Source organism: Streptomyces sp. NPDC006997 (genome assembly GCF_040635175.1).
Lineage (GTDB): Bacteria > Actinomycetota > Actinomycetes > Streptomycetales > Streptomycetaceae > Streptomyces.
The window spans coordinates 1-12041 of the sequence record NZ_JBEYHH010000026.1 but is presented as its reverse complement, the minus strand read 5'-3'; the positions used below and the strand labels follow the sequence as shown (position 1 = coordinate 12041).

At 71.9% G+C, this 12041-nt stretch carries 11 protein-coding genes; 9 read left to right on the top strand and 2 right to left on the bottom strand.

Translation table 11 applies throughout. The annotated features are described in order from the left end of the window. The first annotated feature begins 229 nt into the window (after positions 1-229). The 3 genes from ABZ659_RS24560 (at position 230) to ilvD (ending at position 3663) form a co-directional block, all read left to right on the top strand. Positions 230-1054, top strand: a complete 825-nt coding sequence (locus tag ABZ659_RS24560) for a sugar phosphate isomerase/epimerase (RefSeq protein ID WP_360223883.1) — start codon at positions 230-232, stop codon at positions 1052-1054. Next, positions 1051-1671, top strand: a complete 621-nt coding sequence (locus ABZ659_RS24555) for a TetR family transcriptional regulator (RefSeq protein WP_360223881.1) — start codon at positions 1051-1053, stop codon at positions 1669-1671. Before ABZ659_RS24560 ends, ABZ659_RS24555 begins: the two co-directional genes overlap by 4 nt. Positions 1672-1809: 138 nt before the next feature. Continuing rightward, a complete protein-coding gene (gene ilvD / locus ABZ659_RS24550) occupies positions 1810-3663 on the top strand; it encodes a dihydroxy-acid dehydratase (protein ID WP_360223879.1) in 1854 nt (617 codons plus the stop codon). A gap of 131 nt (positions 3664-3794) precedes the next feature. Here the strand turns inward: ilvD and ABZ659_RS24545 are convergent, their stop codons facing one another. Then, positions 3795-5912 carry a serine/threonine-protein kinase gene (locus ABZ659_RS24545; RefSeq protein WP_360223877.1) on the bottom strand — a complete coding sequence of 706 codons (2118 nt, stop codon included), beginning with the start codon at positions 5910-5912 and terminating at the stop codon, positions 3795-3797. A gap of 179 nt (positions 5913-6091) precedes the next feature. Between ABZ659_RS24545 and ABZ659_RS24540 the strand changes: the two genes are divergently transcribed. The 6 genes from ABZ659_RS24540 to proC all read left to right on the top strand — a co-directional run bounded on the left by ABZ659_RS24540 (position 6092) and on the right by proC (position 10343). Further along, the gene (locus ABZ659_RS24540) at positions 6092-6460 is read left to right on the top strand and encodes an SH3 domain-containing protein (RefSeq protein WP_360223875.1); all 369 of its coding nucleotides are present in this window, start codon (positions 6092-6094) and stop codon (positions 6458-6460) included. A 95-nt stretch (positions 6461-6555) separates the two neighbouring features. Beyond that, positions 6556-7050: an EamA/RhaT family transporter gene (locus tag ABZ659_RS24535; protein ID WP_360223873.1), complete on the top strand. Its 495-nt coding sequence runs from the start codon at positions 6556-6558 to the stop codon at positions 7048-7050. A 3-nt stretch (positions 7051-7053) separates the two neighbouring features. Then, on the top strand, positions 7054-7680 hold the full coding sequence (locus ABZ659_RS24530; RefSeq protein ID WP_360223871.1) for a class I SAM-dependent methyltransferase: 627 nt from the start codon (positions 7054-7056) through the stop codon (positions 7678-7680). 46 nt (positions 7681-7726) lie between these two features. Then, the gene (locus ABZ659_RS24525) at positions 7727-8527 is read left to right on the top strand and encodes an ABC transporter ATP-binding protein (protein WP_360223869.1); all 801 of its coding nucleotides are present in this window, start codon (positions 7727-7729) and stop codon (positions 8525-8527) included. 53 nt (positions 8528-8580) lie between these two features. After that, positions 8581-9408: an ABC transporter permease gene (locus ABZ659_RS24520; protein WP_360224026.1), complete on the top strand. Its 828-nt coding sequence runs from the start codon at positions 8581-8583 to the stop codon at positions 9406-9408. A gap of 122 nt (positions 9409-9530) precedes the next feature. Then, positions 9531-10343: a pyrroline-5-carboxylate reductase gene (proC, locus tag ABZ659_RS24515; protein WP_360223867.1), complete on the top strand. Its 813-nt coding sequence runs from the start codon at positions 9531-9533 to the stop codon at positions 10341-10343. 74 nt (positions 10344-10417) lie between these two features. On the opposite strand, the gene trpS is transcribed toward proC, so the two are convergent. Continuing rightward, complete coding sequence (trpS, locus tag ABZ659_RS24510) at positions 10418-11497, bottom strand: tryptophan--tRNA ligase (RefSeq protein ID WP_360223865.1); 1080 nt, start codon at positions 11495-11497, stop codon at positions 10418-10420. Between the last annotated feature and the right edge of the window lie 544 nt (positions 11498-12041).

The following is a 12041-nucleotide window of genomic DNA, read 5'->3' as shown; positions in this document are numbered from 1 at the left end:
GCCACCGCCCCCCAAGCCACCGCCCCCCAAGCCACCGCCCCCGAGCCACCATCCCCTGAGCCACCGCCCCTGAGCCACCGCCCCCGAGCCACCATCCCCTGAGCCACCGCCCCTGAGCCACCGCCCCCGAGCCACCGCCCCCAAGCCACCGCCCCCAAGCCCCCCCCAGAAGCCACCACCACCCAGGAGCCACCGCCCCCGACTCCCCCCACCCCGTTACCCTGTCCCCGTGGCCAACCCAGTCGTACGCGTCCCGGATGCGAAGGTCGCCCTGTCGACGGCCTCCGTCTACCCGGAGTCAACGGCGACGGCCTTCGAGATCGCCGCGCGCCTCGGTTACGACGGCGTCGAGGTGATGGTCTGGACCGACCCGGTCAGCCAGGACATCGAGGCCCTGCGCCGCCTCTCCGACTACCACCGGATGCCGATCCTCGCCGTGCACGCCCCCTGCCTGCTGATCACCCAGCGCGTGTGGTCCACCGACCCCTGGGTCAAGCTCCAGCGCGCCCGTGCGGCGGCGGAGAAGCTGGGCGCCTCCACCGTCGTCGTACACCCCCCGTTCCGCTGGCAGCGCCAGTACGCGCGCGACTTCGTCGACGGGATCTGGCGCATGGCGGACGAGACGGACGTCCGGTTCGCCGTGGAGAACATGTACCCCTGGCGCTACCGCGACCGCGAGATGCTCGCCTACGCCCCCGACTGGGACGTCACCAAGGACGACTACCGGCACTTCACCATCGACCTCAGCCACGCCGCGACCGCCCGCAACGACGCCCTCGACATGGTCGACCGCATGGGTGACCGCCTCGGCCACGTCCACCTCGCCGACGGCAGGGGCTCCGCGAAGGACGAGCACCTCGTCCCCGGCCGCGGCCACCAGCCCTGCGCCGAACTGCTGGAACGCCTCGCCCGCACCGGCTTCGACGGCCACGTGGTCATCGAGGTCAACACCCGCCGCGCGATGTCCAGCGCGGAACGCGAGGCCGACCTCGCCGAGGCCCTCGCCTTCACCCGGCTCCACCTCGCCTCGGCCACGCGGGTGCCCCGGCCATGACCAGCACGACACCCGCCCCGCGCCGCCGTGGCCGCCCCCCGCGCACGGAGGCCACCGACGCCCCCGCGACCCGGGACCGGATCCTCGGCGCGGCCCGCGAGGAGTTCTCCCAGCGGGGCTACGAGAAGACGTCGGTACGTGGCATCGCCAAGGCCGCGGGCGTGGACTCGGCACTGGTCCACCACTACTTCGGCACCAAGGAACAGGTCTTCGAGGCCGCCGTGGAGACGGCCCTGGCGCCCGCCCTCGACGTCCGGGACGCCACCCTCGACGGCCCCCTCGACGACATCGGCGAACGCCTCGCCCGCCTGATCCTCGGCCTCTGGGAGAACCCGGCGACCCGGGCGCCGCTGCTCGCGATCGTCCGCTCGGCGGTGAACAACGAGGCCGCCGCCACCGTCTTCCGCCGGCTGGTCACCTCGCAGCTGATGCGCCGCGTGGCCGCCCGGATGGAAGCGCCGGACGCGGAACTGCGCGTGGAACTGGCGGCGGCGCAACTGGTGGGGATCATGATGATCCGCTACGTGATCAAGGCGGAGCCGCTGGCGTCGGCGGACATGGAACAGATCATCCAGCGGGTGGCGCCGGTGGTACAGGGCCACCTGACCAACCCCTGACCAAGCCCCACGCGCCCCCTACAGCTCCTGAGATCCCCGTCCCGGATTCCGGACACCCTGTCCACCCCTCGGAGCACCGGCGTACGCTCGACGTCAGTCAGAAAACTCTGGCGGCAGTCTCTGAAGGAGCGAGCGACGATGCCCGAGCTGAGGTCCCGCACAGTCACCCACGGCCGCAACATGGCGGGCGCCCGCGCCCTGATGCGCGCCTCCGGTGTACCCGGTGCGGACATCGGCCGGAAGCCGATCATCGCGGTCGCCAACAGCTTCACGGAGTTCGTGCCGGGCCACACCCACCTCCAGCCGGTCGGCCGGATCGTCAGCGAGGCGATCACGGAGGCGGGCGGCATCCCACGCGAGTTCAACACGATCGCCGTGGACGACGGCATCGCGATGGGCCACGGCGGAATGCTCTACTCCCTGCCCTCCCGCGACCTGATCGCCGACTCGGTCGAGTACATGGTCGAGGCCCACTGCGCCGACGCCCTGGTCTGCATCTCCAACTGCGACAAGATCACCCCGGGCATGTTGATGGCCGCCCTGCGCCTGAACATCCCCACGGTCTTCGTCTCCGGCGGCCCGATGGAGTCCGGCCGCGCCACCCTGGTCGACGGCACCGTCCGCACGCTCGACCTGGTCGACGCGATCTCCGACGCCGTGAACGACAAGATCTCGGACGAGGACATCCTCCGTATCGAGGAGAACGCCTGTCCGACCTGCGGCTCCTGCTCCGGCATGTTCACCGCCAACTCGATGAACTGCCTCACCGAGGCCATCGGCCTGAGCCTGCCCGGCAACGGCTCGGTCCTCGCCACCCACACCGCCCGCAGGCAGCTCTACGTCTCCGCCGCCCGGACGGTCATGGACATCACCCGCCGCTACTACGACGGGGACGACGAGACGGTCCTGCCCCGCAACGTCGCCACCTTCCAGGCGTTCGAGAACGCCATGGCGCTGGACATCGCGATGGGCGGCTCCACCAACACGATCCTGCACCTGCTGGCCGCCGCCCAGGAGGCGGGCGTCGACTTCGGCCTGGAGCAGATCGACGCCGTCAGCCGCCGCGTCCCCTGCCTGGCCAAGGTCGCGCCGAACGTCGCCAAGGACCGCACGTACTACATGGAGGACGTGCACCGCGCGGGCGGCATCCCGGCCCTGCTGGGCGAACTCCACCGCGCGGGCCTGCTCAACGAGGACGTCCACGCCGTCCACAGCCCGTCCCTCTCCGACTGGCTGAAGACGTGGGACGTCCGCGGCGGCTCCCCCTCCCCCGAGGCGGTCGAACTGTGGCACGCGGCCCCCGGCTGCGTCCGCTCCGCCGAGGCGTTCTCCCAGTCCGAGCGCTGGGAGGCCCTGGACACCGACGCCGAGGGCGGCTGCATCCGCAGCGCCGAGCACGCGTACTCCAAGGACGGCGGCCTCGCGGTCCTCAGGGGCAACCTCGCCGTCGACGGCTGTGTGGTGAAGACGGCGGGCGTCGACGAGTCGATCTGGACCTTCGAGGGCCCGGCGGTCGTCTGCGAGTCCCAGGAGGAAGCCGTCGAGAAGATCCTCAACAAGCAGATCACCCACGGCGACGTGGTCGTCATCCGCTACGAGGGTCCCAAGGGCGGCCCCGGTATGCAGGAGATGCTCTACCCGACGTCCTTCCTCAAGGGCCGCGGCCTCGGCAAGACCTGCGCCCTGGTCACCGACGGCCGGTTCTCCGGCGGCACCTCCGGCCTCTCCATCGGCCACGCCTCCCCGGAGGCGGCCTCCGGCGGCACCATCGCCCTCGTCGAGGACGGCGACCGCATCCGCATCGACATCCCGGGCCGCACCATCGAGCTGCTGGTCGACGACGCCGAGCTGGCCCGCCGCGAGCAGGCCCGGAACGGCGTGTACGCCCCGCGCGACCGCGACCGCAAGGTCTCCGCCGCCCTCCGCGCCTACGCCGCCATGGCCACCAGCGCCGACAAGGGCGCCGTCCGCGACGTCACCAAGCTCAGCTGACACGACCGGGCCCGCTCCTATCGGCGGGCCTGACCCGACGCGATCGGGCCCGCTCCTATCGGCGGGCCTGGCTCCACGCGATCGGGCCCGCTCCCACCAGCGGGCCTGACCCCGCGCGATCCGGCCCGCCCCTACCAGCGGGCCGGATCCCGTGCGTCCACGGCGAAGACGGTGCCGTCCGGGGCGCCCGCGTAGACCCCGTGTCCCACGATCACCGGCACCGGCAGCCCGGCGGCGACCCGGCTCCCGCTCGCACCGATCCGCGGCGGTGTCTGCCCGACCAGCCTGCCCCCGGCCGCGTCGACGGCGAGCAGCCGTCCGTCCGGCGCGGTGAAGTACACGTGCCGACTGTCGGCCACCGGCGCCGACCCCCGGGTCACCCCCGTCTCCAGGCTCCACCGCTGCTTTCCCGCGCCCATGTCGACGGCCACCAGTGAGCCCCCGGCCCCCATGAGGTAGACGACGTCGTCGTGGACGGCGACCTCCGCCTGCTCCACCGCCACGGGCAGCGGCACGCGCCGGGACGCCCCGGTGCCGGGCGTGTAGCGGACCACGGCCCTGGCATCCTCGTAGACGGAACCGAGCGAGACGAAGAAGACGGACCCGTCAGCCGCACCGACGGGCTCCAGCGCCCCGTCCAGCCGCGCGTCCCACCGCACCTCACCGGAGTCCGGGTCCACCGCCGTGACCCGCGTGGTCCTCCCGTCGTCGGCCCTGCTCGTCGCGTAGGCCAGCGGATCGCCGGGGTAGGAGACGAAGCCGGGCATCGCGTGCCCCGGTATCCGGTGGCGCCACCGGACCTCCCCGGACGCGCCGTCCACGCTGGTGACCGTGGAGTCGGCGCCGATGAGCAGGAGACCGTCCGCGTCGTACGCCAGCCCGCTGTACGGGTGCACGGTCCGGCTCCACCGGGGCTCGCCCGTGGCGGGGTCGAGCGCCTCAAGCCGATCGCTCAGCTCCCGCCAGGGCTGGACGAGACCCCCGACCACGGCGGGCGGCACCATCCGCGCCTCGGTCAGCCCGCGCCGCCACAGCAGACGGCCGTCAGCGGGGTCGAGCGCGAACACGAGACCCGTCTGGGCACACAGCAACACGGAGGCGCCGTACGAGCACTGCGGTGCCCGCTGCCCCGGAGTCGGCGTGGACTCCCAGGCGCGGAAACCGACAGGCGTGGTCCGCACGGCACCACGGTCCCGCGGCCCACCGTCCTCGGAGCCGAACAGCTGCACCGCGGCCACCGAGACGAGCGCGGCAAGACCCAGCGCCGTGGCCCCGATCACCGCCGACCTGCGGCGTCGGCGCCGCGCCGCCCGCCCGCCCACCGGCTCGGCGCCCCCGGGCCGCTCCGGTTCGCCGTCGGCGGTCGGCTCGGGCCCGTCACCGGCACGCTGTGTCGGTATGAACACCTGGGTGTCGTACGAGGCCGCCACCGACCGCAGCTCCCGCATCAGCTCGTCCGGCGTCGGCCGGTCCCCGGGCTCCTTGGCGAGACACCGCAGGATCAGCGGCGCCAGGCTCTCCGGCACTCCCGTCACGTCCGGCTCGTCGTGCACGACCTGGTAGGCGACGACATACGGACTGTCCGAGTCGAACGGCCCGCGCCCCGTCGCCGCGTGCACCATGACCGACCCCAGCGCGAAGACGTCCGCGGCGGGCCCCACCTCCCGGGGCCGCCGGAACTGCTCCGGCGCCATGAACGGCGGCGTGCCGATCAACTTCCCGGTCTCGGTGCGCAGTTCGCTGTCCTTGGGCCGCGAGATCCCGAAGTCGATGACCTTCGGGCCGTCGTCGGCGAGCAGCACGTTGCTCGGCTTCAGATCCCGGTGCACGACCCCGACCCGGTGGATGTCCCGCAGCGCCTCCGCCAGCCCGGCCATCAGCCGCCGCAGCTGCTCCGGGTCCAGGGAGCCGTTCCGCTTCACCTGCTCGGCCAGCGTCGGCCCGGGAATGAAGAGGGTGGCCATCCATGGTCGCGCGGCCTCCGGATCGGCGTCGACGACGGGCGCGGTGAAGGCACCGCTGACCCGCCGCGCCGCCGCGATCTCCTGCCGGAACCGCCCCCGGAACTCGGGGTCCCGGGCGAACTCGCCGTGTACGACCTTCACCGCGAGCTTCATGCCCGAGGTGCTCCGCGCCAGGTGCACGACCCCCATGCCACCGGAGCCGAGCGTCGATTCGAGCCGGTAGTGCCCGGCGTATTCCGGAAGTTCCGCTTCCGCGCCCGCCCCGATGTTCCGCTGTGGCGCCATGGGACCACCCCCGTGCTGTTCGTCCGCGCGCGCGACGCACGGAGCTTAGTCGATGACTCGTACGAGACAGAGGAGGCTTGCTAGCCTCCGTGTTCCGCACGCACACATGTGTGCGTGTCGTACTTCGGGGAATCAACGGGGCCCATGACCAACATGGGGATCAACGGGGAGGGAACGTCATGTCTGTTGACCGTGTCGACGAGGCACCTGAGGCACCTGAGGCACCTGAGGCACACGAGGCGGCGAGCGTGGGCGAGGCGGAAGCCGTCACCACGGCGGCCACCGCGGCCACGACGCTGCGCTACTACTCGGTCGCGCCGGGCGTCCGGCTGAACGTCCGGGGCGGCCCGGGCACCAACTACCCGATCACCCGCGTCCTGTCCGAGGGCGCCAAGGTGCCGATCTACTGCCAGACGCCGGGCACGACGGTGACCGGCCCCTACGGCACCTCGAACATCTGGGACAACATCGCCAGCGCCGAGTTCGTCTCGGACGCCTACATCCTCACCGGCAGCGACGGCTACATCCGCCCCCGCTGCCAGGTGTGACCAGCGGGCCTCCCGCGGCGGGCGGCGACCTGACGTCCCACCGCGTGCCCGACACCTGAGGGACCCCCGGCCGGGGCCGGAGCCATAATCGACACGTGAGCGACGACAACGGCACCCCCACCCCGGCCGCGGGCCCCCGCCCCGAGCCCCTCCGCTTCTTCGGCACGACCTGGGTCGACCACGGCCACGGCTACCCGGCCCGCCGCGTCGGCGTCGCCGTCGGCTCCCTCGCCGCGGCCACCGCCGCCTGCCTCGTCCTCCGCTTCGCCTACGACGGCCTCCGGCTCGCCGACACCGGCAGCTTCGTCAACCTCCTCGTCGTCGTGATGTTCGCGGTGTGCAGCGCGCTGGCCTTCCGCCACACCTGGGACAGCTTCAGCAAGCGCCCCGACCCCGACCGCCAGACCTCCCTGCGCGGCCTCCTGACCATCGGCTTCGTCGGCTCCCTCCTCGCCTACTTCTTCCGCGCCCTCACCGAGGCACCCGGCGAGAAACTCCACCGCGAGGAGTACGAGACCGCCCGCGAGCAGTACGAGAAGCGCACCTCCCGCCGCACCGGCAACCCCTCGAAGAAGCGCCGCCGCTCCTAGGGTGTGTGGCGGGAGTCCATAGGCGCCGGTACGGGACTGGCGACCGCCCTCCTCCACGCGCGCGGCGCCGAGGTCATCGCCGTGGAGCCCGGCACCGGCATGGCCGCCGAGTTCCGCCGCACCCTCCCCGACGTCCCCCTCGTCCTGGGCGACGGCAACGCCCTGCCCCTCGCCGACGGTTCCGTCGACCTCCTCACCTACGCCCAGTCCTGGCACTGGACCGACCCGGAACGCTCGGTCCCGGAGGCCCTCCGCGTCCTCCGCCCCGGCGGCGCGCTCGCCCTGTGGTGGAACACCGACGCCCCCGACGTGCCCTGGATCACCGAACAGTCGGCCCGCATCGCCCGCCACTACGGCGCCGACGCCACCTTCGACACCAGTGGCCGCCCCGCCAGCCCCGTCGACCCCACCGGCCGTCTGCGCTTCACCCGCCGCCACCTCCCGTGGAGCCGCCGCGTCCCGCTCGACACCCACCTCGCCAACATCACCAGCCACTCCCTCTTCCTCATCCACGGTCCGGAGCGCGCGGCCGCCTTCCTCGCCGAGGAGCGAGCCCACCTCCTCAAGCGCTTCCCCGACGGAGTCGTCGAGGAGGCGTACGTCGTCCAGCTGCTGCTCGCCGCGCGCTGACCTCCCCGCTTGACGGCCCCAGGCCACCAGGAGGATTATTCATCACATGATGAATTACGTGAGCGATCCTCCCGGCGCGGACGGCACCGCCGCCGTCCGCGCCGAGCACCTCACCGTCACCCGCGGCCCGCGCACGGTCCTGCGCACCCTCGACTTCGCCGTCCCCCGCGGCCAGGTCACGGGCCTGCTCGGCCCCTCCGGATGCGGCAAGTCGACCCTGATGCGCGCGATCGTCGGCACCCAGGCCAAGGTCACCGGCACCCTGGAGGTCCTCGGCCACCCCGCGGGCTCCCCCAGCCTGCGCACCCGCATCGGCTACGTCACCCAAGCCCCTTCCGTCTACGACGACCTCACCGTCCGCCAGAACCTCGACTACTTCGCCGCCATCCTCGAACCCGGCCGCGCCGCCACCGCCCGCCGCCACGAGGACGTCACCCGCGCCATCGAGGACGTCGACCTCACCACCCACACCGACGCCCTCGCCGGCAACCTCTCCGGCGGCCAGCGCAGCCGCGTCTCCCTCGCCGTGGCCCTCCTCGGTGCCCCCGAACTCCTCGTCCTCGACGAACCCACCGTCGGCCTCGACCCCGTCCTCCGCCGCGACCTCTGGCGCCTCTTCCACGACATCGCCGCCACCCGCGGCGCCACCCTCCTCATCTCCTCCCACGTCATGGACGAGGCAGAGCGCTGCCACCGCCTCCTCCTCATGCGCGAGGGCGAGATCCTCGCCGACGACACCCCGGACGCCCTCCGCGAGCGCACCGGCTCCGACACCGTCGAAGCGGCCTTCCTGACCCTCGTGGACGAAGCGACCGACGAGGCCCGCGCCAAGGAGTCCACGCGATGACCGACCCGAACGGCCCCACCACGACCAACGACCCCACGACCAACGGACCCACCATGGCCAAGGGCACCACCACAACCCACGAGACCGGGACCAGCCGGGCACCCGAGCCGACCCCACGGCCCGCCCCCGCGCCTCCCACCGCCCTGAACGCCTCCCGCACCGTCGCCACGGCACTGCGCGTCCTGGGTCAGCTCCGCCACGACCCGCGCACCATCGCGCTGATGATCATGGTCCCCTGCCTGCTGCTGTTCCTGCTGCGCTACGTCTACGACGGCGACCCGCGCACCTTCGACAGCATCGGCGCCTCACTCCTCGGAATCTTCCCGATGGTCACCATGTTCCTGGTGACCTCGATCGCCACCCTCCGCGAACGCACCTCCGGCACCCTCGAACGCCTCCTCGCCATGCCCCTCGGCAAGGGCGACCTGATCGCCGGTTACGCCCTCGCCTTCGGTGCCCTCGCGATCATCCAGTCAGCCCTCGCCACCGGTCTCGCCCTCTGGTTCCTGGGCCTCGACGTCACCGGCTCGCCCTGGCTCCTCCTCCTGGTCGCCCTGCTCGACGCCCTGCTCGGCACGGCCCTCGGCCTCTTCGTCTCGGCCTTCGCGGCCTCCGAGTTCCAGGCCGTCCAGTTCATGCCGGCCGTGATCTTCCCCCAGCTCCTCCTCTGCGGTCTCTTCACCCCGAGGGACAACATGCACCCGGTCCTGGAAGCCATCTCCGACGTCCTCCCCATGTCCTACGCCGTCGACGGCATGAACGAGGTCCTCAAGCACAGCGACATGACGACGACCTTCCTCCGCGACGTCCTGATCGTCGCGGGTTGCGCCCTCCTCGTCCTGGGCCTCGGAGCCGCCACCCTCCGCCGCCGCACGACCTGACCGCCCACCCGGCCCGCCCACCGCCGGACCGACGTCCCGCCCAGCGGACAACCCACGCACACCCACCACCCCCGGTGCGAGGATGAACCCGGACGACGCAACCCCCGGAGGGCACCCGCACCATGAGCCAGAAAGTCGCAGTCCTCGGCACCGGCAAGATCGGCGAAGCCCTGCTCAGCGGAATGATCCGCGCGGGCTGGAGCCCCGCCGACCTTCTGGTCACGGCCCGCCGCCCCGAACGGGCCGAAGAACTCCGCGCCCGCCACGGCGTCACCCCGGTCAGCAACCCCGACGCCGCCAAGACCGCCGACACCCTGATCCTCACGGTCAAACCCCAGGACATGGGCACCCTCCTCGACGAACTCGCCCCGCACATCCCCGCCGACCGCCTGGTCATCAGCGGCGCCGCGGGCATCCCCACCTCCTTCTTCGAGGAGCGCCTCGCCCCCGGCACCCCGGTCGTCCGCGTCATGACGAACACCCCCGCCCTCGTCGACGAGGCCATGTCCGTCATCTCCGCGGGCACCCACGCCTCCGAAGCGGACCTCACCCACACCGAGGAGATCTTCGGCGCCGTCGGCAAGACCCTCCGCGTCCCCGAGTCGCAGCAGGACGCCTGCACCGCCCTCTCCGGCTCCGGCCCGGCGTACTTCTTCTTCCTGGTCGAGGCCATGACCGACGCGGGCATCCTCCTCGGCCTGCCCCGGGACAAGGCCCACGACCTGATCGTCCAGTCCGCCATCGGAGCCGCCACCATGCTCCGCGACAGCGGCGAGCACCCCGTCAAGCTCCGCGAGAACGTCACCTCTCCCGCGGGCACGACGATCAACGCCATCCGCGAACTGGAGAGCCACGGCGTACGGGCCGCCCTCATCGCCGCCCTGGAAGCCGCCCGCGACCGCAGCCGCGAACTCGCCTCCGGCAACAGCAACTGACCGACCCGCCACGCCGCCCCCGCGGACCCGAGGAAACCGGGGGCGGCGCACCCGCCGACGTAGCCCCTGCGCCCTTACCGAGCCGGGTTCACCACCCCGACGCCACGGGTATCCCGGGCGGCCCGGCTATCGCGGTCATCCCCGGCACCGCGGGTACCACCACCCGGCAGCAACCCGATCGCGCGATAGGCGGCATCCACCCTCGGCCGAGCCATCGCCCGCGCCCGCTCCGCGCCATCCCGCAGCACCCCCTCCACATATCCAGGATCCGCGCACAGCTCCCTGTGCCTCTCCTGCACGGGCCGCAGCACCTCGACCACGGCCTCCGCGGTGTCCTTCTTCAAAGCGCCATACGACTCATATACACCGCTCAGCTCCTCGGGGTTCCCACCCGTGCACGCGGCCAGGACCTCCAGCAGGTTCGCCACCCCCGGCCGCCCCTCCCGGTCGTAGACGACATCGCGCCCGCTGTCGGTCACGGCCCGCATGACCTTCTTCCGCACCACGTCCGGTTCGTCCAGCAAGTACACGATCCCGGGCCCGACGTCGTCGCTCTTCCCCATCTTCGACGTCGGCTCCTGGAGGTTCATGACCCGCGCTCCCACCCCCGGACGCGTGGCCCGCGGCACCACGAACGCCGGCCCGTAACGCTGGTTGAACCGCACCGCCAGATCCCGCGCCAGCTCCACGTGCTGCGTCTGGTCGTCCCCCACCGGAACCTCGTCCGTCCCGTACGCCAGGATGTCCGCCGCCATCAGCACCGGATACGTCAGCAGCGACAGCCGCACACTGCCCCCGCGCTCCCGCTCCCGTACGGCCTTCTCCTTGTACTGGATCATCCGCCGCATCTCGCCGTCGGTGGCCACACACTCCAGCAGGTACGACAGCCGCGCGTGCTCATCCACATGGCTCTGCACGAACAGCGTGCACAGCCGCGGATCCAGCCCCGACGCGAGCAACAGCGTGGCCCCCTGCCGACTGAGCCGCCGCACCCGCCCGGGATCGTGCTCCACGGTCAACGCGTGCAGATCGACGACGCAGAAGAGCGCGTCCGCCTGGTGCTGGTCCACGTCGGCCCACCGCCGCATGGCCCCCAGATAGTTGCCCAGCGTCAGATGGCCCGTGGGCTTGACCCCGCTGAAGACCCGCTTCATCTCTCCACCTCCTGGTCGAGACCGCCGCACCCGACGGCCGACTCTCCCGGAGGGAGAAACAAGAACGGCCGCCGAGGCGGCGGCCGTTGAGTGCATACGTGACTGCGGCCGCCGTCAGGCGGCCCACCACTGCTGGTTACACGTACGCGTCATCACGTGCCCCACAGTACGCCCGCGGGGTGCAGACCGCACCGAAGTTGACACGCCCCGGCCGCGTCCGTACTGTTCTCCGAGTTGTCCGGCGCGAGCGCCGTCTCCGGTCGAACCCCGGACAGCGGTAAACCAAACCATCAGCACGATCTCCCTGCGGGGTTGCTTTCGGCGTGCCCGAATTCAATTCCGCTATGGGCTCGGCGGCCCGATTGGGAATCGCCGGGAGGATCCGCTAAGGTTTGAGACGTCGGAACGGCCCAACGGCCGGAAAGACAAACCCCGCTGACTGGGGGTCAGGTCGAGAAAAGGATCTGATAGAGTCGGAAACGCAAGACCGAAGGGAAGCGCCCGGAGGAAAGCCCGAGAGGGTGAGTACAAAGGAAGCGGCCGT

Excerpts from the sequence above, each read along its gene's own strand:
- ABZ659_RS24555 (WP_360223881.1), top strand. The coding sequence starts at position 1,051 with ATGACCAGCACGACACCCGCCCCGCGCCGCCGTGGCCGCCCCCCGCGC.
- ilvD (WP_360223879.1), top strand. The coding sequence starts at position 1,810 with ATGCCCGAGCTGAGGTCCCGCACAGTCACCCACGGCCGCAACATGGCG.
- ABZ659_RS24545 (WP_360223877.1), bottom strand. The coding sequence starts at position 5,912 with ATGGCGCCACAGCGGAACATCGGGGCGGGCGCGGAAGCGGAACTTCCG.
- ABZ659_RS24540 (WP_360223875.1), top strand. The coding sequence starts at position 6,092 with ATGTCTGTTGACCGTGTCGACGAGGCACCTGAGGCACCTGAGGCACCT.
- ABZ659_RS24525 (WP_360223869.1), top strand. The coding sequence starts at position 7,727 with ATGATGAATTACGTGAGCGATCCTCCCGGCGCGGACGGCACCGCCGCC.
- ABZ659_RS24520 (WP_360224026.1), top strand. The coding sequence starts at position 8,581 with ATGGCCAAGGGCACCACCACAACCCACGAGACCGGGACCAGCCGGGCA.
- proC (WP_360223867.1), top strand. The coding sequence starts at position 9,531 with ATGAGCCAGAAAGTCGCAGTCCTCGGCACCGGCAAGATCGGCGAAGCC.
- trpS (WP_360223865.1), bottom strand. The coding sequence starts at position 11,497 with ATGAAGCGGGTCTTCAGCGGGGTCAAGCCCACGGGCCATCTGACGCTG.